The 24883-nt window shown below is 33.7% G+C and carries 22 protein-coding genes; 14 read left to right on the top strand and 8 right to left on the bottom strand.

Annotated features, from left to right (window positions below):
* The 6 genes from C0512_RS11250 to C0512_RS11225 all read left to right on the top strand — a co-directional run.
* A partial coding sequence (locus tag C0512_RS11250) for a TonB-dependent receptor (RefSeq protein ID WP_290861609.1) occupies nucleotides 1-732 on the top strand: 732 nt, incomplete at its 5' end.
* 47 nt (nucleotides 733-779) lie between these two features.
* Complete coding sequence (locus C0512_RS11245; protein ID WP_367160938.1) at nucleotides 780-1100, top strand: heavy-metal-associated domain-containing protein; 321 nt, start codon at nucleotides 780-782, stop codon at nucleotides 1098-1100.
* Nucleotides 1101-1194: 94 nt separating this feature from the next.
* Nucleotides 1195-1593 carry a hypothetical protein gene (locus C0512_RS11240; protein ID WP_290861606.1) on the top strand — a complete coding sequence of 133 codons (399 nt, stop codon included), beginning with the start codon at nucleotides 1195-1197 and terminating at the stop codon, nucleotides 1591-1593.
* 105 nt (nucleotides 1594-1698) lie between these two features.
* On the top strand, nucleotides 1699-4197 hold the full coding sequence (locus C0512_RS11235; protein ID WP_290861604.1) for a YbcC family protein: 2499 nt from the start codon (nucleotides 1699-1701) through the stop codon (nucleotides 4195-4197).
* A gap of 1 nt (nucleotide 4198) precedes the next feature.
* On the top strand, nucleotides 4199-6067 hold the full coding sequence (locus C0512_RS11230; protein ID WP_290861602.1) for a proton-conducting transporter membrane subunit: 1869 nt from the start codon (nucleotides 4199-4201) through the stop codon (nucleotides 6065-6067).
* A gap of 13 nt (nucleotides 6068-6080) precedes the next feature.
* The gene (locus C0512_RS11225; RefSeq protein WP_290861600.1) at nucleotides 6081-7388 is read left to right on the top strand and encodes a SulP family inorganic anion transporter; all 1308 of its coding nucleotides are present in this window, start codon (nucleotides 6081-6083) and stop codon (nucleotides 7386-7388) included.
* Between the two features lie 94 nt (nucleotides 7389-7482).
* Here the strand turns inward: C0512_RS11225 and groL are convergent, their stop codons facing one another.
* The 7 genes from groL to miaB all read right to left on the bottom strand — a co-directional run bounded on the left by groL (nucleotide 7483) and on the right by miaB (nucleotide 14352).
* Nucleotides 7483-9114: a chaperonin GroEL gene (gene groL, locus C0512_RS11220; RefSeq protein WP_290861598.1), complete on the bottom strand. Its 1632-nt coding sequence runs from the start codon at nucleotides 9112-9114 to the stop codon at nucleotides 7483-7485.
* Between the two features lie 71 nt (nucleotides 9115-9185).
* Entirely contained in the window at nucleotides 9186-9461 is a 276-nt protein-coding gene (gene groES / locus C0512_RS11215; RefSeq protein ID WP_290861596.1) for a co-chaperone GroES, read from the bottom strand.
* 157 nt (nucleotides 9462-9618) lie between these two features.
* The gene (gene secG, locus C0512_RS11210; RefSeq protein ID WP_290861594.1) at nucleotides 9619-9966 is read right to left on the bottom strand and encodes a preprotein translocase subunit SecG; all 348 of its coding nucleotides are present in this window, start codon (nucleotides 9964-9966) and stop codon (nucleotides 9619-9621) included.
* Nucleotides 9967-9968: 2 nt separating this feature from the next.
* Nucleotides 9969-10979 carry a tetratricopeptide repeat protein gene (locus C0512_RS11205; RefSeq protein WP_290861592.1) on the bottom strand — a complete coding sequence of 337 codons (1011 nt, stop codon included), beginning with the start codon at nucleotides 10977-10979 and terminating at the stop codon, nucleotides 9969-9971.
* Nucleotides 10980-11058: 79 nt separating this feature from the next.
* Nucleotides 11059-11565 carry an LptE family protein gene (locus C0512_RS11200; RefSeq protein ID WP_290861590.1) on the bottom strand — a complete coding sequence of 169 codons (507 nt, stop codon included), beginning with the start codon at nucleotides 11563-11565 and terminating at the stop codon, nucleotides 11059-11061.
* A gap of 5 nt (nucleotides 11566-11570) precedes the next feature.
* The gene (locus C0512_RS11195) at nucleotides 11571-12833 is read right to left on the bottom strand and encodes a sigma-54-dependent Fis family transcriptional regulator (protein ID WP_290861588.1); all 1263 of its coding nucleotides are present in this window, start codon (nucleotides 12831-12833) and stop codon (nucleotides 11571-11573) included.
* Between the two features lie 67 nt (nucleotides 12834-12900).
* Nucleotides 12901-14352, bottom strand: coding sequence for a tRNA (N6-isopentenyl adenosine(37)-C2)-methylthiotransferase MiaB (gene miaB / locus C0512_RS11190; RefSeq protein ID WP_290861586.1), 1452 nt, complete (start codon nucleotides 14350-14352; stop codon nucleotides 12901-12903).
* Nucleotides 14353-14529: 177 nt separating this feature from the next.
* Between miaB and topA the strand changes: the two genes are divergently transcribed.
* The 7 genes from topA to C0512_RS11155 all read left to right on the top strand — a co-directional run bounded on the left by topA (nucleotide 14530) and on the right by C0512_RS11155 (nucleotide 24174).
* Nucleotides 14530-17046, top strand: a complete 2517-nt coding sequence (gene topA / locus C0512_RS11185; protein WP_290861584.1) for a type I DNA topoisomerase — start codon at nucleotides 14530-14532, stop codon at nucleotides 17044-17046.
* 3 nt (nucleotides 17047-17049) lie between these two features.
* Nucleotides 17050-18192 (top strand): formimidoylglutamase, encoded by a 1143-nt coding sequence (locus tag C0512_RS11180; protein ID WP_290861582.1) that lies wholly within the window; start codon nucleotides 17050-17052, stop codon nucleotides 18190-18192.
* Between the two features lie 204 nt (nucleotides 18193-18396).
* Nucleotides 18397-19818 (top strand): gliding motility lipoprotein GldK, encoded by a 1422-nt coding sequence (gene gldK / locus C0512_RS11175; protein ID WP_290861580.1) that lies wholly within the window; start codon nucleotides 18397-18399, stop codon nucleotides 19816-19818.
* Nucleotides 19819-19873: 55 nt separating this feature from the next.
* A complete protein-coding gene (gene gldL / locus C0512_RS11170; protein ID WP_290861577.1) occupies nucleotides 19874-20512 on the top strand; it encodes a gliding motility protein GldL in 639 nt (212 codons plus the stop codon).
* Nucleotides 20513-20553: 41 nt separating this feature from the next.
* On the top strand, nucleotides 20554-22095 hold the full coding sequence (gldM, locus tag C0512_RS11165) for a gliding motility protein GldM (protein WP_290861575.1): 1542 nt from the start codon (nucleotides 20554-20556) through the stop codon (nucleotides 22093-22095).
* A 49-nt stretch (nucleotides 22096-22144) separates the two neighbouring features.
* The gene (gene gldN, locus C0512_RS11160; protein WP_290861573.1) at nucleotides 22145-23059 is read left to right on the top strand and encodes a gliding motility protein GldN; all 915 of its coding nucleotides are present in this window, start codon (nucleotides 22145-22147) and stop codon (nucleotides 23057-23059) included.
* 62 nt (nucleotides 23060-23121) lie between these two features.
* Complete coding sequence (locus C0512_RS11155) at nucleotides 23122-24174, top strand: FAD-binding oxidoreductase (RefSeq protein ID WP_290861571.1); 1053 nt, start codon at nucleotides 23122-23124, stop codon at nucleotides 24172-24174.
* Here the strand turns inward: C0512_RS11155 and C0512_RS11150 are convergent.
* Nucleotides 24171-24560 (bottom strand): DUF983 domain-containing protein, encoded by a 390-nt coding sequence (locus tag C0512_RS11150; RefSeq protein WP_290861569.1) that lies wholly within the window; start codon nucleotides 24558-24560, stop codon nucleotides 24171-24173. The genes C0512_RS11155 and C0512_RS11150 overlap by 4 nt on opposite strands.
* Before the next feature lie 66 nt (nucleotides 24561-24626).
* Here C0512_RS11150 and C0512_RS11145 point away from each other — a divergent pair.
* On the top strand, nucleotides 24627-24883 hold a 257-nt coding region (locus C0512_RS11145), incomplete at its 3' end, for an ATP-binding cassette domain-containing protein (protein ID WP_290861567.1).

The raw sequence follows: 24883 nt of genomic DNA, 5'->3' as shown, positions 1-24883 counted from the left end.
CAATTATTTGCTTCGTCCCGACAATTTCAAATTTTGGATACTGAAGGAAAAATTTACGGTTTAGATGCTGAAATTGCTTGGAATTATGGGTTTAGTTTTATGCAAGGCTTTAAGGTTTTTGGTAAAGAAGCAGAATTTACTTTTGATTTTTACCGAACAGATTTTCAAAATCAAGCAGTGGTTGATGTAGATAACAGTCCGCAACAGGTTTTGTTTTACAATCTCAAAGGACAATCATTTGCCAACAGTTTGCAAGTTGATTTAAACTATCAATTGATGACTCATTTTTCAATTCGAACTGCATATAAATATTATGATGTTCAAACGGAATATACAATTGGTTTAGTAGAAAGACCATTGCAGGCTAAACATCGTTTTTTTGCTAATTTAGCCTACGAAACACATGTGAAAGAAAAGGGACAACAATGGAAGTTTGATTTTACTTACAATTGGTTAGGCGAACAAAGATTACCGCAAACACAATCAAATCCTGAAGAATACCGTTTAGATGCTTTTGCCAATCCGTTTTCAACGATAAATGCACAAGTAACAAAAACTTTTTCAAAGACTTTTGAAATATACATAGGCGGTGAGAATATTAGTAATTATCAACAACCGAATCCAATTGTGGGAAGTAATGATCCTTTTGGTCCCTATTTTGATAGTTCAATGGTTTATGGACCGGTTTTTGGAGCCATGTATTATGCCGGTTTACGATTTAAAATTCAATAACAAATTCAAAATTCAATTCTATTATGAAAAAAATAATTTTAATATTCTTGGTTACTTTAATGGGAATCAATGTTCAGGCACAAGAGAAAAAAAACAAAAATGCCAAGTATGATATTGCTGTTAGTGGCAATTGTGATATGTGTAAAAAAAGAATAGAAAAGGCAGCTCTTTCAGTGAAGGGAGTAAAATCAGCTACTTGGCATGCTGATCATCAAGATTTGCATTTGATTCTAGATGAAACGAAATGTACTGTTCAACAAGTTCACGAAGCAGTCGCAAAAGTAGGTCATGATACGGATGAAATTAGAGCTAAAGATGAAGATTATGAAAATCTCCATACTTGTTGTACGTATGAAAGAAAACAATAATTATAAAAATCCGATATCGATATCGGATTTTTATTTTTATTTTTATTTTTAAGATATAAATAAACTAATTTTGACCCGATTTTTAGTTGAAAAAATGGCCTTTTATAACAGAGTAGTAAGAAAACAAAAAGAAATTACATCTTTTTTGTTGGTTTTTGTTTTTCTATATGCGGGACTCTTCAGAAGTGTATTTACTTCTGATATAGAAGACATTGTGCCAAATTATGCAAGTCATGATTCAGATACTAAATCAAATTTATCAACTCAGCAAAATCATTTTAACGGGTTTAGTATTACTAACCAATACAAGGACAAAGGCGAGTCTGAAATTGATGAGGCTCATGTAGATTTTGAAGTTACCTTTACATCTCATTCTCCATTTACATTTTTACCCTATCAAAAATTTATTAGTTCTAATGAACTAAAAAGGCTTAATTTTCTTAAAAAACCACTTTACGATTTATTTTGTAATTGGAAGTTTCACTTGATTTAACAGTTAGTCATTTTTATTTTTTAGAGTCTATTTCTATACGTTCCAAGAGAATTTAGGATAGCTTTAAAAATACTACAATTGAATCTTCAACTGTTAATTTTCATTATGAAATCAACAAAACATGGTTTTGATGAACATAAAGTTCTTCATCACTTAACGCATTATTTGCCTGCCCAAAATCCGTTGAAAGATTTTGTGCATCACAATACACTTCATGCCTTTCAGCATAAAAATTTTCATGAGGCTTTAGAGGAAGCAACCACTATTTTTGGTTACAAGACCTATCTTTCATTAACTGATTTTAGAAAGCGATTTGCTAATTTAGAAATTAAAGAAACAGTTTTAGATAGCATACTGATTCAATCAAAAGGAGAAGAACAGTTGCAGCTTTGGAAGAATAAATTACTTCAAAATTATTATGACGAGTCTGTAAACCCAAGAATAGGAAGTTTACGGGCCAATTGGAAAAAAGAATATGCCATAAATCTCGAAAAATCAACACACAGTTTGTTGTTTCGGGTTTTGTGTAGCTATTTAGATCAAGGAATTGCGATGTGGAATTTTCCGGTTCATGAAAATGGCTTTTTAGCTTCTATACGAACACTTGAAAATAATTCCTATAAAGGTATTTTTACTTCAAAACGAGCCATTGAATTACTTCAAAAAGATGCTTCAATCACACAATTATTAGAAATTGTTGTTGGAAAAGAAGTCTTGTTTGAACAGTATCTGTTTGATCAACAATTTTCACATCCAGGTTGGAGCGGCATGATTGCAACAATTGAATCCAATCCGAGTTCGTTATTGGATGCCCGAGTAATTACTTTTGAGGAACTCATAAAATTTGAATTGCTTTTAGAAATTGACACTTTGGATCGAAAATTCAATGGTAATTGGTCACCATTAGGTTTAAAAGTAAGAGAAAATGAATACAATCTGTTTGAAAATGTAAAACACAGCGAATTATTTGAAGTGTTGTCACTTTGGCAACAGGCTTTTGAATGGAGTTTTTATGATGAGGTATTAATAAACTTAAAACATACCCACGAAACCATCTCAACTGAAACACCAAGTTTTCAGGGATTATTTTGCATGGATGATCGAGAGTGCTCATTCCGAAGACATATTGAACATTTAGATTCAAAAGCGGAAACATTTGGAACAGCGGCATTTTTCAACTTTGAATTCTATTTTCAACCAGTAAATGGAAAGTTTTATACAAAACTATGTCCGGCTCCGGTTACTCCAAAATTCCTAATCAAAGAAGTTCAACGAAAGAAAAAGCAAGCAAAAGACTTACTCTATCACAAACAAACACATTCGTTATTGTTTGGTTGGATTATTAGTCAAACGTTAGGATTCTCTTCTGCCTTTAAGTTGTTCTTAAACATCTTTAAACCTTCAATGTCGCCGGCTACAACAGCTTCATTTAAGCATTTACATAAGAATGCGAAGTTGATTGTAGAGAATACGAATGTAAATCAGCGTGAAGATAATCTTCAAATTGGTTTTACAGTTGGAGAAATGACCGATAGATTGGAAGGATTACTTAAAAGTATAGGTTTAGTCAAAAACTTTTCTCCAATTGTATATATCGTCGGTCACGGAGCAACAAGTGTAAACAATACACACTATGCGGGTTATGATTGTGGGGCTTGCTGTGGCAGACCTAGTTCGGTCAATGCTAAAGTTGCTAAAATGGCAGCAAATCATCCAAAAGTTCGAGAGCTATTAAAGTTGAGAGGTATAATAATTCCAGAAACGACACAGTTTATTCCGGCTTTGCATGATACCACACGAGATGAGATTGTGTTTTATGATCAAGACATACTCACACCTGAAAATAAAAAATCACATCTTCAAAATGAAATTGTTTTTGCAAAAGCTTTAGTCAACAATGCCAAAGAACGTTCACGTCGTTTTGATACGATTGATTCAACACTATCCTTGAGTAAAGTTCATGAGAAAGTGAAAAGACGCTCGTTGTCCTTGTTTGAACCTCGTCCGGAACTAAATCATGCAACCAATGCCATGTGTATCGTGGGAAGAAGAGGCTTGTCGAAACAACTCTTTTTGGATCGACGTTCTTTTTTGAATTCGTATGATTATGAGGTCGACCCATCCGGTGATTATTTGTCTATTATACTTGGTGCTGTTGCTCCGGTGGCTGGAGGAATCAACTTGGAATATTATTTTTCAAGAGTGGATAACCAAAAATTAGGAGCAGGTTCAAAATTGCCTCACAACGTAATGGGATTAATTGGAGTTGCTAACGGAATCGACGGTGATTTGCGTCCTGGATTGCCCAGTCAAATGATTGAAGTACATGATCCGTTGCGAATTTTGGTTATTGCTGAGCATTTTCCGGAAAAAGTAAACTATGCAATTACTAAAAACCCATCAACCTATGAGTGGTTCAAAAATGATTGGGTAAAACTCATCGCTATTCATCCACAAACAAAGGAAGTTTTTGAATTTAAAAATGAAGCGTTCGTTAGCTACAAAACAGTTCAAGAGCATGTGAATTTAATTGATAACGAACTGGATTTGACGTTAACAACAAAAGAAAACCTTCCTATTGGAATTTTAACTAAAGCTTACTAATATGAACGAGATACTTCAATATTTTTTATTACTACCACTTTTTGGTTTTGTTGTAAGCTTGCTATTGCCTGAGTCTAAAGAAAAATTAATTTCTTCAATGGCATTTGGCACCGTTTTTTTACAACTTATAGGAATAGTGGTTTTTATCGTCGTTTGGATTTTTCAAGGGGCCGATGATTTGAATTTTAAAGAACTGACACTTATAAAAACATCAAATTACGAATTCTTCATTGATTTTTATTTTGATAAAATAGCAGCAGTTTATTTGTTTGTCGGTGCAGTATTAACTTCTATGATTACTACATATAGCCGATATTATTTACATCGAGAAAAAGGGTATAAACGATTTTTTAATACCGTACTTTTTTTCTTTTTCGGTTATAATTTGGCTATACTTTCCGGAAATTTCGAAACCCTTTTCATTGGGTGGGAAATCATTGGAATTTCTTCATTCCTTCTGATAGCTTTTTATAGGGAACGCTATTTGCCTGTAAAAAATGCTTTTAAAGTATTTTCTATTTACAGAATTGGCGATGTCGGTTTCATACTAGCCATGTGGGCGAGCCACCATTTATTTCATGAAAATATTACTTTTATGAAGCTAAATAATTTTGAATTGGTGAGTGAACATTTACAAAATCATTCCTCAATTGGCTTTTTTATAGCCTTGTGTTTGGCTTGTGCTGCAGCTGCAAAATCGGCACATATTCCGTTTTCTTCCTGGTTGCCAAGAGCGATGGAGGGGCCTACACCTTCGAGTGCCATTTTTTACGGCTCACTTTCGGTTCATTTGGGCGTTTTTCTCATGTTGCGTACCTATCCTTTTTGGGAACATCAAACATTCATGCGAATAGCAATTGGCTTAATGGGTTTGACAACAAGTATTACGGCGTCATTAATGGCAAAGGTGCAATCTTCCGTAAAAAGTCAGATTGCTTATAGTTCCATTTCTCAAATCGGAATTATTTTCATTGAAATTGCTCTTGGTTTGGAAACTTTAGCACTGATTCACTTTGCCGGAAATGCTTTTTTAAGAACTTATCAATTATTAGTTTCTCCTTCCGTTGTGAGTTATTTGATTAGAGAGCAGTTTTATAATTTTCAACCCAAAACGAACAAGAATTTTTTCCTGTTTCCAAAAAAGTTAGAAAATACTATTTATATTTTGGCATTGAAAGAATTTAATCTGGAGGGTTTCTTGAATTTTGTTCTTTGGAAACCATTAAAAGCAATAGGCAAAACATTAGATTTTTTAAATATCAAGAGAGTATATTACTTTTTTGTGCCTTTGTTCGTGCTTGGGTTTTTAGCTTATAAGTTTAAGTTGGATTTACCCGAACAATTGGTCAATGTGTTGCCTGAAATATTTGCTTTTATAGGATTGGTTTTTGTTTTTAAATCATTTTCTGAACGTAAAAGTCCATTTTTAGCATGGATTCTCATTGTGTTAAATCATTTTTGGATTGCATTAGCTATAGTTTTCAATGATAAAGTTAGTATTTATGAAATTGTATTTTATTTATCAGGAATCATAATAGCCGGAACAATAGGTTATTTAGCTCTATTAAAATTGAAGCAAATTGAAATGAGAATTTTAATAAATCAATATTTAGGACATGTTTATGAACATCCGAAATTTGCTTTTTTCTTCTTGCTTGCAACTCTGGGAATTACTGGATTTCCGATCACAACAACTTTTATAGGAGAAGATTTGATTTTTAGCCATATCGAAAGTAGTCAACTCTTTTTAGCTTTTTTCATTTCATCCAGCTTTGTTGTATCCGGAATCGCCGGAATACGAATTTATGCCCGTTTATTTTTAGGTCCTCATGTGAAAACATATCATGAGTTGCCTTACAAATCATCTTAACACAAATTAATTTATGACATCTATAAAGAACACATTTATAAAAGATTTATTAGCCGGATTAACGGTAAGTTTTGCAGCCCTAGCTTTAGGGGCTGCTTTTGGAACAATGTCAGGAAGAGGTGCTTTTGCCGGAATGGTAGGAGCTGCCGTAATTCCTATAATTACATCTTTAATTGGAGGAACCAGACTTCAAGCTTCTGGTCCAACCGGACCTATGACAGCTGTTACGGCACTTTTAGTAGCAAAAGCGTATGATATGTTTCCGGATAAATTATTAGCAGAACAATTTATCACATTAACAATTATTATGAGTGGTTTTTTTATGATCTTAGGAGGTGCTTTCCGACTAGGAAAATTAATAAAATATGTTCCCAATGTAATTGTAATTGGCTTTATGAATGGAATTGCAGTTTTGATTTGGTGGGATCAAATTTTAAAAATAGGAGGACTTGGAGGAAAAAAGATAATGGAAGGTGTTCCTCTTGTTAATGTAATTTTAGGAATATTTACTTTGGTTTTAATTTTTTTAATACCAATCATAATAAGAAAATTAAGAGTTCCGGATAATATTAGGTCGTATTTTTCTGCGGTATTAATTTCTATTGTTATTGGAACATTTATATCCAATCTTATTGGTCTGGAAGTAGAAAAAGTGAAATTAGGAGCAACCTTTAATTCTTTAAATGAATATGGTGAAATGTTATCCAGGTTTTTTCCCGGTCTCGAAATATTACAAAAAGAATATATTTTAATTGCATTGCCACTAGCTTTACAACTCATGTTATTAGGATATCTGGATAGTTTGTTAACGTCTTTAGTTATTGACCGAATTGTAGGAGAACAAACAAAAGAAAATAAGGAACTTGTTGCTCAAGGTATAGCAAATGGAATTTCAGGATTACTGCAAGGTATTCCCGGAGCACAAGCAACAATCAGGTCGGTTTTATTAATTAAAGAACAGGCACAAACTCGATTGGCTGGAGTATTGATAGGTGTTTTTGTGTTAATTTGGATTTTGTTTTTCAAAAACATGATATCATTGATACCAACGGCTGTATTTACTGGTGTTTTGTTTAAAGCCGGTTGGGATGTTTTGGATAGAGAATATATTGAAGTTTATATTACAAAGAATTGGAAAGCAAATTTTGTTAGAAATTTCCAAATGGGATTAGTTATTTATACAACACTTGTCACTGTTCTATTAGATTTAAATGTTGCTGTTTTTTCGGGAACGGCTATTTTTTACTTGACTAAATATTTTATGAAAAGTAAAAACATATTCGATGTTGAATCAGAATATGCAGATGAAATGGAAGGTTAGAAAATCAAAAAATCCGTCGAGAATTGCTTCAAGACGGATTTTTTATTAAAGTTAAGAATCTTAATACTTAATACTCCAATCTTACTACTCAAAATTACATCATTCCCGGCATACCACCACCCATTGGCATACCACCACCAGCGTTTTCTTCTTTAATTTCAATTAAAGCACATTCTGTAGTCAATATCATTCCGGCAACCGAAGCTGCATTTTCTAATGCTACACGGGTTACTTTTTTAGGGTCGATGATTCCTGCTTTTAACATGTCAACATATTCGTCAGTTTTTGCGTTATATCCAAAATCACCTTTTCCTTCGGCAACTTTAGCGACAACAACAGAACCTTCTAAACCGGCATTTTCAACTATTGTTCTTAATGGAGATTCTACTGCACGGGAAACAATTTGAATACCTGTAGCTTCATCTGCATTATCTGCTTTTAAAGTTGCTAAAACGTTTTTAGCTCTTAATAAAGCAACACCACCACCGGCAACAATTCCTTCTTCTACAGCCGCTCTTGTGGCATGTAAGGCGTCATCAACACGGTCTTTTTTCTCTTTCATTTCTACTTCCGAAGCAGCTCCTACATAAAGAACCGCTACACCACCGGCTAATTTAGCCAAACGCTCTTGTAATTTCTCACGGTCATAATCAGACGTGGTTGTTTCCATTTGCGATTTGATTTGGTTTACACGATTTTTAATCATGTCACCATTTCCTGCTCCGTTCACTAGGGTAGTATTGTCTTTGTCAATAGTCACTTTTTCAGCAGTTCCCAACATTTCCAACGTTGCATTTTCCAATGTGTACCCACTTTCTTCCGCAATAACGGTTCCTCCCGTTAAAATAGCGATGTCTTCTAACATAGCTTTTCTTCTGTCACCAAATCCCGGAGCTTTTACTGCTGCAATTTTTAAGGCTCCACGTAATTTATTTACAACCAAGGTTGAAAGTGCTTCCCCATCAACATCTTCAGCAATAATTAAAAGTGGTTTTCCTGATTGTGCTACTGGCTCTAAAACAGGTAATAATTCTTTTAAGGAAGAAACTTTCTTATCATATAATAAAATGTATGGATTATCTAATTCTACATTCATTTTTTCAGGATTCGTAACAAAGTACGGGGATAAATAACCTCTGTCAAACTGCATTCCTTCCACAACATCCACATAAGTATCAGTTCCTTTTGCTTCTTCAACTGTTATAACTCCTTCTTTACCTACTTTTCCAAATGCCGTAGCGATTAATTCACCAATTACTTCGTCATTATTTGCTGAAATAGAGGCAATTTGTTTGATTTTTTCTGTAGAACTACCCACTTCTTTGGCTTGTTTGCCTAAATCAGCGACAATGGCTTCTACTGCTTTGTCAATTCCTCTTTTTAAATCCATTGGATTTGCACCCGCAGCTACGTTTTTCAAACCTTCTTTTACGATAGCTTGAGCTAAAACTGTCGCAGTAGTTGTCCCGTCACCGGCTAAATCATTGGTTTTAGAAGCAACTTCTTTCACCATTTGAGCTCCCATATTTTCTAAAGGATCTTTTAATTCTACCTCTTTAGCAACCGTTACACCATCTTTAGTCACTGTTGGACCTCCGAATGATTTACTGATTGTTACATTACGTCCTTTTGGACCTAAAGTTACTTTTACTGCATTAGCTAATGCATCTACACCACGTTTTAAACCGTCACGTGCTTCTATATCGAATTTTATGTCTTTTGCCATTTTGAAATTGTTTATATTTTTTAAAGTTTAAGCTTTTAAATTTTTTCTAAATACTCAATACTTAGTTGAATTTATATAATTGCAAGTATGTCATCCTCACGCATGATTAAGTAATCTTTACCTTCTAATTTTAAATCTGTTCCGGCATATTTGCCATATAGAACGGTGTCACCAACTTTTACGGTCATGGTAAAATCTTTTTTGCCGTTTCCAACAGCGACAACTGTTCCTCGTTGAGGTTTCTCTTTAGCAGTGTCCGGAATAATAATTCCTGATGCAGTGGTTGTTTCGGCTGCTGCCGGTTCCACTAAAACGCGATCTGAAAGGGGTTTAATGTTTACTGACATAAATATTTATTTTTTATTTAATTAAATTTAATGCTTTACTATTAGTCAGAAATTATGCCAATTGCTAGTAACTGACATTTTTTCAGTGAATTCAAATAATTGATATTCAAAAAAAAATCCCGAGTTATCGGGATTTTTTCTATATAAATAAATAATATTATTCTGGTTTTGGTGCTGTTTCAGCCGGTGTTGATTCTACGGGTGCCGGAGTAGTAGCAGGTTTTGCTGTTTCTGTAGTAGCTGGTGCAGAACTTTTGTCAATTTTAACTGTTCCATCACCATCATTAAAAGCTAAACTGGAAAGCATAATCAATGCAATCAAGATGATGCCTAATGTCCAAGTGCTTTTATCTAAAAAATCGGTTGTTTTTTGAACGCCACCTATTTGTTGTGAACTGCCAAAAGTGGATGATAAACCGCCACCTTTAGGGTTTTGAACCATAATTACTACGATAAGTAAAAAACACACTACTGTTATTAATACTAAAAAAACTGAAAATCCCATTGCTATTGATTATTTTGTTGTAAAATTTTAATGTCTTTAATTCGGTCTGCAAAGAAAATACTTTTTTCCGGATATTTCAAAATTAATATTTCATAAGCTTGAATTGCTTTTGAAAATTTTTTTTGTTCTAAATAAACTCGAGCTAATGTTTCAGTCATTAAGTGCGTTGTATCACTAATTTCGATAGATTTCACAGGGGTTTCAACAACTTCTCGTGCCGGAGTTATTTTGGGATTTGTTTCAATAAACTTGTCAATAATTTCTAATTTCTTTTGTTTATCTGAAACATTTCCTACTTTTTGATCTTCTTTTTCTATTGGTTTTGCTGAAAATAACGGTTTTGAAACCTCAGTTTTTCTCTCAATTGGACTAATACTTGCTAATTGTAACCATTCCTGAAAAGAATGTTGCTCATTTTGAGTAAACGAAATGGGTTTGCCAAGTTGTAATTTTTCCTCAGCTATCGTATTCTCTTCAGCAATTTGCTTGTCATTTATTATGTCAATAGAAATTACCTCATTTATTGATTCTACAGGTATTATTTTTTCTTCAGGCTCGCTATAATTTACAGTAGTTTCTAGCTCTTCCACTTTTACAAATTCAATATCTGCAATTGGTTCAAATTCTACAGTCGGTAAAGTGGATTCTTCAACGTCCTGAATTTCAATGACATTATTGGTTTCAGTGAAAATGGCATAATCAATATTGCTTTCAACAACTTCAATATCCATGAGTTGAGCCAATTTTTGCTCATAAATATCTTTTTCAATGATAGTAAATTCATCTGATGTAATGAAGTCAAATAAAACACTTCGATCAGTTGTATGAGCAGCAGTTTGCTTTAATGCAAAGTTGTATTTATAACTGTCTTGGTTGTATAAGCCTTTTAAGTATAAGGCACGAGCACTTTGAAAGAAAGGAAAACTGTCAACCACTGTTTCTAATGCCTTGGCTTGTTTTTCATTTACCGCATTCGGGTTATTGAGCAGATATGTGTATTCGGATAAATTCAAATTATGTTATCGGTTAACTTTTAGATTCCTATTCAAAGTTAGAAAAAATTAACAATACCTGGCAATATAAAACTAAAAACTACCATTTTGCTAAAGAGGCATTAAAAATATCTTGTGTAATGCGTTCAAAAATATCATCTTTGGCAGCTTGTAAAGTACTTCCAACCAGTTGACTACTTGCAGGATAATCATGGAAAAAAGTAAAAGGTTTTTCAAAATTATCTTCTTCTTTTTTTGTATTGGTAAATCGCACGTTGACGGTCATGGTTAAACGGTTTTGAGCTGTTTTTTGATCAGCAGTGGCTGTCATAGGAGAAATTCTATAACCGGTAATTTCACCTTCATAAATTAAATCTCCTCCTGAATTTGTTAGACTTAAATTGGTTTGATTTTGAATCAAATCTTGTAATGCTAAGGTAAAATCCCGTTCAATTCCCGGTTCAATTAATTCGGCATTATTCTGAAAATAATTAACCTGAAATGTTTTAGCATCAATTTTTCCTGTGCCGGTAAAATTATAATATTTACAGCCGTTTATGGAAAACAAAATAATTATCATTAAACTAAATTGAATGGATTTTTTCATATTTTTTACAAATCAAACTGTTTAATTTTTCGGTATAATGTTCGCTCAGAAATTCCTAATTCATCGGCTGCCGCTTTACGTTTCCCTTTGTTTCTGTCTAAGGCTTTTTTGATGAGTTCAATTTCTTTTGCATCTAATCGCAATGTTTCTTCTTCTTCAACTGTTTCTGCAAATAAATAGTTTTGGCCGTCATCATCTTCTTCAAATTCAACTTGTTGTGAAAGATTTTTTGACGAAATAACATCAGTTCTGGGTTCTTCAAAGTCGATTTCGGTATCTTCTTTTTGACCGTAAATTTTTTGAATTAAATTTTTATTTGCTTCCTGTACTTTAGAACTGCCATTTTGCATCAGTTCTAACGTGAGTTTTTTCAAATCGTTTAAATCACTTTTCATGTCGAAAAGTACTTTGTATAAAATTTCACGTTCATTACTAAAATCACTTTCGGATTTTTTATCCTTTACTAATGCCGGTAAATTAGAGCCTTCCTGCGGCAAATAGGAATATAATGTTTGATATGAAATGTTTCTATTGGTTTCTAAGACAGAGATTTGTTCGGCAATATTTCTTAACTGACGAATGTTTCCGCTCCATCGGTATTTAAGCAACAAATCAACGGCATTGTCTTCTAATTTAATGGCGGGCATTTTGTATTTCTGAGCAAAATCAGCAGCAAATTTTCGAAATAATAAATGAATATCTTCTTTTCGTTCCCGTAAAGGAGGCAAATGAATGTCAACCGTGCTCAATCGGTAAAATAAATCTTCACGGAATTTTCCTTTTTCGATGGCATCAAACATATTTACGTTTGTAGCAGCTACTATGCGAACATTTGTTTTTTGTACTTGAGAGGAACCGACTTTAATAAATTCACCATTTTCTAAAACGCGAAGTAATCGTACTTGAGTGGTTAAAGGTAATTCGCCTACTTCATCTAAAAAGATAGTTCCACCATCGGCTACTTCAAAATAGCCATCGCGGGCTCCTGTAGCACCGGTAAACGAGCCTTTTTCATGTCCGAATAACTCACTGTCAATAGTTCCTTCCGGTATAGCCCCGCAGTTTACGGCAATATATTTGCCATGCTTTCTGTGCGAGAGGGAATGTATGATTTTAGGAATACTTTCTTTTCCCACACCACTTTCTCCGGTAACTAATACTGAAATGTCGGTTGGAGCCACTTGAATGGCTTTTTCAATGGCACGATTTAGTTTCGGATCATTTCCGATAATTTCAAACCGTTGTTTTATGTTTTGAACGCTTTCCATGATAATTATGAGGTTTGAATCTCATTATTTAGCCGTTAATTCGCGGCTTTTATTTATATCGTAAAATTTAATTTGATTGCATTTCACTTAATCCAACTGCTTCACCAATCAAAGTTGCTGTTGTACAATCGTTTATTTTTACCAAAACAAAATCACCTACTTTGTAATTTTCTTTCGGAAAAACTGCCACTGTATTTTCAGAATTTCTTCCACTCCAATGAGCCGATGATTTTTTAGACTCTTTTTCAATTAAAATTTCAACTGTTTGACCTACAAATCGCTTTGTTCTCTCCAAAGATAATTCTTGTTGTAAATCAACAATTTCTTGTAATCGCCGTTTTTTTACTTCTTCCGGCACATCATCTTCAAGTTTTCTGGCGGCTAATGTTCCCGGTCTTTCAGAATAAGCGAACATATAACCGAAATCATACTTTACATATTTCATTAATGATAAAGTGTCTTGATGATCTTCTTCTGTTTCCGTTGGAAAACCAGTTATCATATCTTGAGAAATGGAACAATTTGGGATTATCGTTTTAATCTTGTCAATTAAAGTCATGTATTCCTCACGGGTGTGCTGACGATTCATTTCTTTTAAAATACGTGTGCTTCCGCTTTGAACCGGTAAATGAATGTAGTTGCAAACATTGTAGTATTTTGCAATCACATGCAAAACTTCTTCATGCATATCCTGAGGATTTGAAGTAGAAAAACGAAAACGCATTTTAGGAAATTGTATAGCACACATTTCCAGTAATTGAGCAAAATCAACTGCGGTGGCTTTTTCCATTGCGGATGCCTTTTCATAATCTTTTTTCAGTCCGCCACCATACCAAAGGTAACTGTCAACATTTTGACCTAAAAGGCAAACTTCCTTAAATCCTTTACTCCATAAATCATTTATTTCTTGTAAAATACTTTGAGGTTCTCGACTACGTTCACGACCGCGAGTGAACGGAACTACACAAAACGTACACATATTATCACAACCTCGTGTAATAGAAACAAAAGCGTTTACGCCATTACTATTGAGTCGAACAGGAGAAATATCACCATAAGTTTCATCTTTCGATAGAATTACATTGATAGCATCTCGGCCTTCTTCTACTTCCTTCAATAAATTAGGAATATCTTTGTAGGCATCTGGTCCAACAACCATGTCTACAATCTTTTCTTCTTCTAAAAACTGACTTTTTAATCGTTCCGCCATGCAGCCCAACACGCCCACTTTCATGCTTGGGTTTATTTTTTTAACGGCATTGTATTTTTCTAATCGTTTGCGAATGGTTTGTTCTGCTTTATCCCGGATAGAACAGGTGTTAACTAAAACCAAATCGGCTTCTTCAAGATTTTGGGTAGTATTATATCCTTGCTCATTCAATATAGAAGCTACAATTTCACTGTCCGAAAAATTCATCGCACAACCGTAACTTTCTATAAATAGTTTTTTCTTATTGCTTTCTTTTTGTTCTAAAACTAAGCTTGTACCTTGCTTGTTTTCTTCAATTGTCTTCTCCATAATCAAATTTGTCTGAAATCTGTTAGCAAAGATAATACTAAAAATCAAAATCTGACAAGATGGCAGTTGTAGTTTAACAAAAATTTGATTGTATTGACGAGTTAAAATTTGGTTTTTATTTTTCAAAAATCAATAATTAAAAAAAAACCATACTTTTGTCACCAAACAAAAACGTACATGGCAAAGAATTTAGTAATCGTTGAGTCACCTGCAAAAGCAAAAACTATCGAGAAATTTTTGGGAAGCGATTTTCAGGTTGAGTCCAGTTATGGCCACATTGCCGACCTTCCTTCGAAAGAAATTGGAGTTGATGTCGAGAATGATTTTAAACCTAAATATGAAGTTTCTCCCGATAAAAAAGCGTTGGTAAGCAAACTGAGAACGTTATCTAAAAGTGCTGAAATGGTATGGTTAGCAAGTGATGAAGACCGTGAGGGGGAAGCTATTTCTTGGCATTTAGCCGAAGAATTAAAACTAGATCCAAAAAAAACCAAACGTATTGTTTTTCATGAAATTACTAAATCTGCCATTCAAAAAGCAATTGAAAATCCACGAGGAATAGATTATAATTTAGTTAATGCTCAACAGGCACGAAGAGTTTTAGATCGATTAGTAGGTTACGAATTGTCGCCTGTGCTTTGGAAAAAAGTTAAAGGCGGACTTTCTGCGGGAAGAGTGCAATCTGTTTCAGTTAGACTTATTGTGGAACGGGAACGTGAAATTCAGGATTTTAAAGCAGTTGCATCATACAGCGTTTCTGCTGAATTTTCAACCGAAGCAGGGAAAATAGTAAAAGCAAAGTTGTCAAAAAACTTCTCGACTAAAAAAGAAGCAGAGGATTTTCTTCAAAAAAATATAGGTTACAATTATAAAGTATCGGATTTAGAAACTAAACCAACTAAAAAAACACCGGCAGCTCCTTTTACAACATCAACTTTGCAACAGGAAGCCGCTCGAAAATTGTACTTACCGGTTGGAATTACAATGCAAATAGCCCAACGTTTATATGAGGCCGGACATATTACTTATATGAGAACGGATAGTGTGAACCTTTCTCAAGAGGCGATGGGTGCGGCTCAAGCTGAGATAACCCGTTCCTATGGAAAAGAATTTAGCAAGCCTAGAAACTTTACAAACAAATCCAAAGGTGCTCAAGAGGCACACGAAGCAATTCGACCTACGGATATGTCAAAACATACCTTAAACATTGACAGAGATCAAGCAAGATTATATGATTTAATTTGGAAAAGAACTTTGGCCTCTCAAATGAGTGATGCTGAATTGGAACGTACGAATGTTAAAATTGAAGCGAATAATCATTCCGAACATTTTTCTGCAACCGGAGAAGTAATCAAGTTTGAAGGTTTCTTAAAAGTTTATTTAGAAGGTAGCGACGAAGACGAAGAAGAGCAAGAAGGAATGTTGCCGGCCATGAAAGTGAATGAAAAATTAATTAATAATTCAATCACGGCAACAGAGCGTTTTTCAAGACCGGCCAGTCGATATACAGAAGCTTCCTTAGTGAAGAAATTAGAAGAACTTGGTATTGGTCGTCCGTCAACGTATGCTCCAACTATTTCTACCATTATCAACAGAAATTATGTTGAAAAAGGTAGTTTTGAAGGGCAAGAACGAAAATACAACCAAATAACATTAAAAGGAAACGATATTAAATCAGTAATTCTTTCTGAAAATAGTGGTTCAGATAAAGGAAAATTAGTGCCAACAGATATTGGAATAATTGTAAATGACTTTTTGGTTAAAAATTTTGCTACCATTTTAGATTATAATTTCACTGCTAAAGTGGAACAGGATTTTGACGAAATTGCCGAAGGAAATGAAGATTGGACAAAAATGATGCGTGATTTTTACAATCATTTTCATCCGAATGTATTAGATGTAGAGGAAAATGCCGATAGAGAAAGCGGAGAGAGAATTTTAGGGATTGATCCAAAAACAGGTAAACCCGTTTCTGTTCGTTTAGGGAAGTTTGGTCCAATGGCACAGATTGGTGATATCGATGATGAAAATAAACAATTTGCCAGTTTAGGAACAGAGCAGAACATCGGAACGATTACTCTAGAAGATGCATTGAACTTGTTTTTGTTGCCTAAAAATTTGGGTATATATAAAGGTGAAGAAGTTGAAGTGAATAATGGTCGTTTCGGACCCTATGTTCGTTTCGGAAAAACATTTATTTCCTTGCCAAAAGGAGAAGATCCATTAGACGTCTCTTTGGAAAGAGCTCAAGAGTTAATTGAAGAAAAAAACGAAGCTGATGCTCCTATTGGAACGTATGAAGGATTACCTATTCAAAAAGGAGTAGGGCGTTTTGGACCTTTTATTAAATGGAACGGGATGTTTATCAACGTAAGTAAAAAATACAATTTTGACAAATTAGCACAAGCTGATTTAAATGAGTTGATTGAGGATAAACAACAAAAAGAAATTGATAAAGTAATCCATGATTGGAAAGCTGAAGGAATTAAAGTTGAGAAAGCACGTTGGGGTCGATCAATTATTACGAAAGGAAAAATAAAAATAGAATTGAGTAAAGACATTGATGCTGAAAAATTGACGCTGACGCAAGTTCAGGAATTAATTGAGAAAAAATCTCCCGCCAAAAAAACAACAGCCAAAAAGACTGCGACAAAAAAGGCTGTAACCAAAAAGACAACAATTAAAAAGAAATAATTCATGGCATTTGATTTTTTAGAACCGGTTTCTGCTGTCGTTTTAGATTTTGTAAAAAAGCTGAACATGCAATCACTTGGTAAAAAAGTGGTTTTTCATACGAAAGAAGATTTTCCGGATTTGAATACTGCCAAAATTGCAATAATTGGTGTTTTGGATAACCGTGGTAATAGTAATGCGTTAACTGTTGATTTAGATTTTATTAGGAAAGAATTTTATGCTTTATTTCCCGGTAATTGGGAATCTTCAATCATAGATTTAGGCGATATACCGGAAGGGAACACCCAAGAGGATACCTATTATGCAGTTGCCAAAATAGTTTCGGAATTAATTAAGAAACAAATTTTACCAATAATATTAGGTGGTTCTCAGGATTTGACTTATGCCATGTATAGAGGTTATGATCAGTTAGATCAAATGGTAAATTTAGTAGCAATTGATAGTAAATTTGATTTTGGAAAAGAGGAGGTATTAAACACATCCGAATCTTTCCTCTCAAAAATTATAATTAACGAACCAACAAATTTATTTAATTATAGTAATGTAGGATTTCAAACCTATTTTAATTCGCAAGAAGAAATAGATTTAATTGAAAAATTATATTTTGATTGTTTTCGTTTAGGAGAAGTTTCAGCAAGTCCAGCTATTGCAGAGCCGGTCTTTCGCGATTGTGATTTAGTTTCTTTAGATTTAACAGCTGTAAAGTCATCAGATTCAGGAAATTTCAATATATTTACACCGAATGGTTTTAATGGGAAAGAAATTTGTGCTTTATCTCGGTATGCCGGATTAAGCGATAAAGTAACATCATTTGGAATTTTTAATCAGCATAATTCAAAAAATGAAAGTGTATTAATAGCACAAATTATTTGGTATTTTATAGAAGGATACAATTATAGGTCTTTAGAAACTCCAAATCAAAATACTTTTTTAAAATATATTGTTCCTATCGATGATTTAGAACTTATTTTTTTTAAAAGCCCAAAAACGGAAAGATGGTGGATTGAAATACCATTTTTTACAAATGTTAATAATAAATTAAAAAAAAATACGTTATTGCCATGTACACATGAAGATTATTTGCGAGCTTGCGACCAAGAAATCCCTGATAGATGGTGGAAAGTTCAAAGAAAGAATCTTATTTGATTGAAAGATAAGTATTACATATTTAACAAAAAAGTGCTTTTCGTCGATAATTTGTGTATTTTATCGATTTTTTTCTTTTCGTATAGTAAGTTTCTTATTAGTTTTGACTAGAAAATAAAAAGTAGAAGAAATAATTGCATTTTAAAAAAATTATAAATAGGTTTACGGCCTTAAAAATTCGAGTACATGATAACCCAAATTTATATGAAGAAGTTTATCGCATTATCAACTATTTTAGTTGTATTGGTTAGTTGTGGTTCCAGCGACAAAGGAGAGCTTGTAGGAGTTCGAGGTAAAAAGTGGAATCCGGAGAAACCTTACGGAATGTCATTAATTCCTGGTGGTGCTTACATTATGGGAAAATCGGATGATGATCCCGCCAATGTGCAAGATGCACCAACTAAAACTGTAACTGTTCGTTCATTCTATATGGATGAAACAGAAATCACGAATAGTGAATACAGACAATATGTGGAATGGGTAAAAGATTCTGTTACCAGAATGAAATTAGCTGTTTTAGCTGATGAATTAGGTCAAACATCTGCTACTGCCGGCGAAAAGGGTGGTGGTAAAAAAGGTGGAGGAAGCATTGGGGATTATGCGTTTTCAGATGCAGACCCTGAAAAAATGACTCCTTATGACAAATACATGTATGAGAATTATTACAGCATTGGAACTGATGATGATCCTTATGCAGGAAGAAGATTGAACAGAAAAGTGAAATTAATTACTGAAACTTCAAAATATCCTGATGAATATTATGTTGAAGTAATGGATTCAATGTATTTGCCGGTAGCTGAATCATTCAATGGCTTGCGTACTGTTGATGTGAATAAATTAGAATTCAGTTATTCATGGATGGATATTCAAGCAGCGGCTAAAGCAAAAACTGGTAAAAGATCTGAATTTATCAGAAAAGAAAAAGTAAAAATCTATCCTGATACAACTTCTTGGATTAAAGATTTTGCTTATTCTTATAATGAACCAATGCACAATGATTATTTCTGGCATCAGGCTTACAGTGATTATCCTGTAGTAGGTGTTTCTTGGAAACAAGCAAAAGCATTTTGTGCTTGGAGAACATTAAATAAAAATATTTACATTAAATCTAAGAAAAAGAAACAAGATTTAATTAATACGTTTCGTTTACCAACTGAAGCTGAATGGGAATATGCTGCTAGAGGTGGTCTTCAATCAGCAACTTATCCTTGGGGAAGTAACTATGCTAAAAATGACAGAGGTTGTTATTTAGCTAACTTCAAACCAAACAGAGGTGACTATGCTGCTGATGAAGCGTTATATACTGTAGAAGCGAAATCGTATGAGCCAAATAATTATAACTTATATAATATGGCCGGTAATGTTTCAGAATGGACAGATTCGTCTTATGATGCGGCTTCTTATGAATATATATCAACAATGAACCCAACGGTAGGAGATTTAAAAAACAAACGTAAAGTTATCCGTGGTGGTTCATGGAAAGATGTGGCTTACTTCCTTCAAGTGAGTACCAGAGATTATGAATATGCTGATTCTGCAAGAAGTTATATCGGATTCAGAACAGTTCAAGATTACATGGGAACTCAAGCCACCGGAAATGCGAAAAAATCCGGTAGAGCTAAATAATTAGAATTATTAACCAACTTTATATAATTAACTTAACTAACTAAAATTTATTATTATGGCAATTTTAAGTAAAAAAACAATGAATTTTGCTTATGGAATGGGAGCTGCGGTTGTAATCGTAGGTGCTTTATTCAAAATTATTCACTTTGAAATCGGGCCTTTAACAGGGAACGTAATGTTAACAATCGGTCTTGTGACTGAGGCTATTATTTTCGCATTATCTGCATTTGAACCGGTTGACCATGAATTGGATTGGTCTTTAGTATACCCTGAATTAGCTGGTGGCGAGGCTAAATCTAATAAATCTGTAAAAGAAGATGCACAAGGTTTATTATCTCAAAAATTAGATGCTATGCTTAAAGAAGCTAAAGTTGACGGTGAATTAATGTCAAGTTTAGGAAACAGTATCAGAAATTTCGAATCTGCTGCAAAAGGAATTGCTCCTACAGTTGATTCAATGGTAGGTCAGAAAAAATACAGCGAAGAATTGTCAATGGCTGCCGCTCAAATGGAATCATTGAACAGTTTATATAAAGTACAATTAGAAAGTGCTACAAGAAACGCTGAGGCTAATAAAGAAATCGCTGATAATGCAGCAAAATTAAAAGATCAAATGCAAGCTATGACAGCTAATATTGCTTCGTTAAACAATGTTTACGGTGGTATGTTGTCTGCAATGGGAAATAGAGGATAATTAGTTTTATCAATTTAAAAAACACTTAAAAACTAATTACAATGGCAGGAGGAAAATTAACCCCTAGACAAAAGATGATTAACCTGATGTACCTGGTTTTCATCGCTATGCTTGCACTGAATATGTCCAAAGAAGTTTTATCTGCTTTTGGATTAATGAATGAAAAATTTGAAGGTTCAAATAATGCAGCTGTTGCTTCAAATGCTCAAATGTTAACTAGCTTAGATCAAAAAGCTTCTGAGGCTGGAGGAGAATTTGCAGTTGCGGCAACTACAGCACACAAAGTTGAGAAAATTACTAAAGTTTTCTATGATTACATAGCTTCATTAAAAACTGACGTATTGGTTGGAACTGAAGTGGATGCTGAAACAGGAAAACTTCCATATGAATCAATGGATAAAGGTGATAACGTTGACCAATCATGGTTTAGTCCTGGTGGATATTCTCCAAAAGGAGAGGAAATCATCAAAACCATTGAAAAATACAAAGCAGATATGAAAGCTGCTTTGGGTAATAATAAAAAATTAGCACCAATTGTCGCTGAAATTGAAAACAAATTTAATGTAGCAAAAGTAAAGAATAAAGATGGAATCGAAATTGAATATTTAGATTATCATTTTAAAGGCTTTCCCGGTATTGCTTCATTATCAAAGTTGTCAGTTTGGCAAGGAGATATAAAAAAGGCTGAAACTGATGTTTATAATACATTGTTAGGTAAAGCAGCTGTTGCTGCGGCTTCTTATAGTAATTATCAAGCAATGGTAGTTTTAGAAAAAAGTGTATATTTCCAAGGTGAAACGGTTAAAGGTAAAGTTGTATTAGGTCGTTATGATGATAATACAAAACCAACTAAATTTGCCGGTCCTGGTAAAATCGAAAATGGTCAAGCAGTTATTTCATTAACAGCAGGGTCTGTTGGAGAGCAAAATATTAATGGACAATTTAGTTTCCTAGAAGATGGTAAAGAAATACCATTAAAATTTGAAGGAAAATATGTAGTTGTTCCACAGCCTAAAGAAGCTACAATTTCTGCTGATAAAATGAATGTCGTTTATAGAGGTGTTGTTAACCCAATGACTATTTCTTTTGCGGGTGTTTCTGATGTAGATGTGACTGCTTCTGCTCCTGGTTTAACTAGAGGAACAGGTTCTGGAAAATATAATATGAGTCCTGGTCAAGGTACTGAAGCAATTATTAATGTTACCGCAAAATTACCAGGTGGAAAATCTGCAAGTTCTAAGAGAGTTTTCCGTATCAAAGGTATTCCTGCACCAGTAGGAGCTATCGGTGGGGAGATGTATACAGTGAAAGGTGCTAAGTCAAGATTGGAAGTTTCTCAGATAACTGCAAAATTACCTGATTTTGATTTTGATGTTAAACTAAACGTTACTGCCTTTACATTCAAAGTTCCCGGTCAAGCAGCAGTTATTGTTTCCGGAGACAGAGTAAATGCACAGTGTAAAGCAGCTTTAGCAAGAGCAGGTAGAGGAGACGTTGTTACGATTTCTGATATCAAAACACAATTGGTGGGTTCTTCTATTATGTTGCCAAGAACAGCCCCAGTAATTTATGAAATACAATAATTAGGTAAGATTTTCGTTATTTTCTTAATTAACCTACAAATTATACACAATGAAAATGAATAAAGTTATAGCGTGCATGTCGGTTTTGTTGATAGCTCAAATGAGTATCGCACAATCCAATTTATTGAATGCTAAATCACCAAGTGAAATTGGCAAAAAAACGGCTGCTCAAGAAGAGAGTGATAACGACAAACCGCTTCAATACGGTTACGTGCATGATAGAGATGTATTAATGGGTAAAATGGTTTGGGAAATCATCGATTTAGATGAGCGTATTAATTTCCCATTATATTTCCCTATTGATACTGCTAATATCGGAAAAGACAGACGTTCTTTATTTGATGTGTTGATTAAAGAAATCAAAAGCGGAAAAATTACTGAAGTATATTATGATGATTACTTTAATACCAAAAAATCATTAAAAGATATGGCATCTTCTTTTACTTACATTGATACAACCAATGCCGGTAGAGAAGAAATAAACACCTATTTTGATGATTATAAATCTGGTGCAAAAGTTTTGGATCCTCAATATATTGACAAAAGAGAATTAAGTTCTATTGATGTTTCAGGATATAAAGTAAAAGGATATTGGTATTTTGACAAACGTCAAGGTGAAATGAAATACCGTTTATTAGGTATTTGTCCGGTATCTCCTGAAGCTCGTGAAATAGGTGTTGACAATCCGGATGTAATTGAATTATTCTGGGTTTATTTCCCTGCTACACGTGATGTTTTACATGAATGGAAAGCCTTCAACAACGAAAATTCTGCAATGCCAATGACGTTTGACCATTTGTTAAATTCACGCCGATTTAGTGGTGTGATTTATAAAGAGGAAAATGTTTACGGGGACAGACAAATTATGGAATACATGAAAGATAATGCCTTGAATCAACTTTTAGAATCTGAAAGAGTGAAAGAAAAAATCAGAGACTTTGAGCAAGATATGTGGAATTATTAATTCATATAATTAAATACTATAAAAACTCTTACTTCACAGTAAGAGTTTTTTATTTTTGTACAATGAAAGATTATTTAATAGTAGGCTCCGGTTTAGCCGGAATTGCTTTTGCAGAATTGGCTCTTCAAAACAATAAAACGATTACTGTTTTTGAAAATTATTCTCAAAATTCCTCTCTTGTTGCGGGTGGCTTATATAATCCTGTTATTCTTAAACGGTTTAGTGAAGTATGGAAAGCACAAGAGCAAATATCATTAGCCCAAGATTTTTATAGTGTTTTGGAAGGTAAATTAAACACGCACCTTGATTTTAAAGTGCCAATTTATAGAAAGTTGTTTTCCATCGAAGAACAAAATAATTGGTTTGTTGCTACCGATAAACCAAGTCTTGCTCCTTTTTTAGCTACGGAATTAAAGTACAACAAATACAACGGAATTGATTCTCCATTTGGTTTTGGCGAAGTTTTACAGTCCGGATATGTTGATATTGCTTTACTACTAAGCAAATACCAAAGTTATTTAACCAATCAGGGATTATTATGGAATGAAGCATTTCATTACGGCGATTTAGATGTGCAAAATGAATATGTCGTTTATAAACAGGAAAGATACAAGCAGGTTGTCTTTGCGGAAGGCTTTGGAATGCACGCTAATCCATTTTTTTCTAATTTACCACTGGATGGAACTAAAGGGGAATTATTAGTCATTAGAGCTCCTGAATTGAAACTGGATGTAATCATTAAATCATCCGTATTTATTTTGCCCATTGGAAACGATTTGTATAAAGTAGGGGCAACTTACAATTGGGAAGATAAAACACCAACACCTACTGCAGCAGGAAGAAATGAATTATTAACTAATTTGAAGGCATTGGTTCATTGCGATTTTGAAGTTGTTGACCATTTAGCTGGTGTTAGACCAACGGTGAAAGACAGAAGACCAATGGTAGGAACTCATCCAAAACATCCAAATCTACATGTATTAAATGGATTAGGAACTCGAGGTGTAATGCTGGCACCAGCAATGGCTAAAGCGTTATTTGAAAATATTGAAAATCAAATTCCTTTGGAAAAAGAAATTGACATCAAAAGGTTTAAAAAAATGAGTTGGGATTAACGTTGTTTGTTTTTCCAATCTTTATCAAAATGGACAAACATGTTGATCCAAATATTTCTGGACAATCGCAAGATAACCGGATAAGTTAGAATTAAAGTAATTACAATAGCAATAAAAGAATCAATTAGACCTAATCCGATAAAAACATTGGAAATAATAAACGCAGCAACGCCAAAGGCAATACTCAATCCATAACTCACATACATGGCTCCATAAAAAAAAGAAGGTTCCATTTTATAACGAGTGCCACAATGACTACAAGTATCATGCATTTTAAATATTTTACTCACGATATATGGATTTTTTTCTAAATACATACTTTCTTCTTGGCATTTAGGACAACTTCCTGTTAAAATGCTATTCAATTTGGATCCTTTTTTTAACATTTGCAAAAATTTTATACAAAGGTATCTTTTTCATAAGTTAACCAATGTAACATTTGTAACAAAATTATGCTAAACATACACAATTTATCGGTTTCCTTTGGAGGAACATTTTTATTTGAAGAAGTAACCTTTCGTTTGGGTTCAGGAGACAGAGTTGGATTAGTGGGAAAAAATGGTGCCGGTAAATCAACCATGCTTAAAATTTTAGCAGGTGATTTTAAACCTGATTCCGGAAGTATTGCCACGGAGAAAGAAGTAAAGATGGGTTTTCTTCGTCAGGATATCGATTTTGAACTGGGAAGAACCGTATTAGAAGAAGCTTA

It is taken from the genome of Flavobacterium sp. (assembly GCF_013822155.1).
Lineage (GTDB): Bacteria > Bacteroidota > Bacteroidia > Flavobacteriales > Flavobacteriaceae > Flavobacterium.
Note: the sequence above shows the minus strand (reverse complement) of the source record. Positions and strands in the feature narration are given on the sequence as shown.

Coding starts and splice junctions, on each gene's coding strand:
- secG (WP_290861594.1), bottom strand. CDS start 9,966: ATGGGATTTTCAGTTTTTTTAGTATTAATAACAGTAGTGTGTTTTTTA.
- groL (WP_290861598.1), bottom strand. CDS start 9,114: ATGGCAAAAGACATAAAATTCGATATAGAAGCACGTGACGGTTTAAAA.
- C0512_RS11200 (WP_290861590.1), bottom strand. CDS start 11,565: ATGAAAAAATCCATTCAATTTAGTTTAATGATAATTATTTTGTTTTCC.
- C0512_RS11225 (WP_290861600.1), top strand. CDS start 6,081: ATGACATCTATAAAGAACACATTTATAAAAGATTTATTAGCCGGATTA.
- C0512_RS11240 (WP_290861606.1), top strand. CDS start 1,195: ATGGCCTTTTATAACAGAGTAGTAAGAAAACAAAAAGAAATTACATCT.
- gldL (WP_290861577.1), top strand. CDS start 19,874: ATGGCAATTTTAAGTAAAAAAACAATGAATTTTGCTTATGGAATGGGA.
- C0512_RS11230 (WP_290861602.1), top strand. CDS start 4,199: ATGAACGAGATACTTCAATATTTTTTATTACTACCACTTTTTGGTTTT.
- gldK (WP_290861580.1), top strand. CDS start 18,397: ATGAAGAAGTTTATCGCATTATCAACTATTTTAGTTGTATTGGTTAGT.
- gldM (WP_290861575.1), top strand. CDS start 20,554: ATGGCAGGAGGAAAATTAACCCCTAGACAAAAGATGATTAACCTGATG.
- miaB (WP_290861586.1), bottom strand. CDS start 14,352: ATGGAGAAGACAATTGAAGAAAACAAGCAAGGTACAAGCTTAGTTTTA.
- topA (WP_290861584.1), top strand. CDS start 14,530: ATGGCAAAGAATTTAGTAATCGTTGAGTCACCTGCAAAAGCAAAAACT.
- C0512_RS11195 (WP_290861588.1), bottom strand. CDS start 12,833: ATGGAAAGCGTTCAAAACATAAAACAACGGTTTGAAATTATCGGAAAT.
- gldN (WP_290861573.1), top strand. CDS start 22,145: ATGAAAATGAATAAAGTTATAGCGTGCATGTCGGTTTTGTTGATAGCT.
- groES (WP_290861596.1), bottom strand. CDS start 9,461: ATGTCAGTAAACATTAAACCCCTTTCAGATCGCGTTTTAGTGGAACCG.
- C0512_RS11155 (WP_290861571.1), top strand. CDS start 23,122: ATGAAAGATTATTTAATAGTAGGCTCCGGTTTAGCCGGAATTGCTTTT.
- C0512_RS11235 (WP_290861604.1), top strand. CDS start 1,699: ATGAAATCAACAAAACATGGTTTTGATGAACATAAAGTTCTTCATCAC.
- C0512_RS11180 (WP_290861582.1), top strand. CDS start 17,050: ATGGCATTTGATTTTTTAGAACCGGTTTCTGCTGTCGTTTTAGATTTT.
- C0512_RS11150 (WP_290861569.1), bottom strand. CDS start 24,560: ATGTTAAAAAAAGGATCCAAATTGAATAGCATTTTAACAGGAAGTTGT.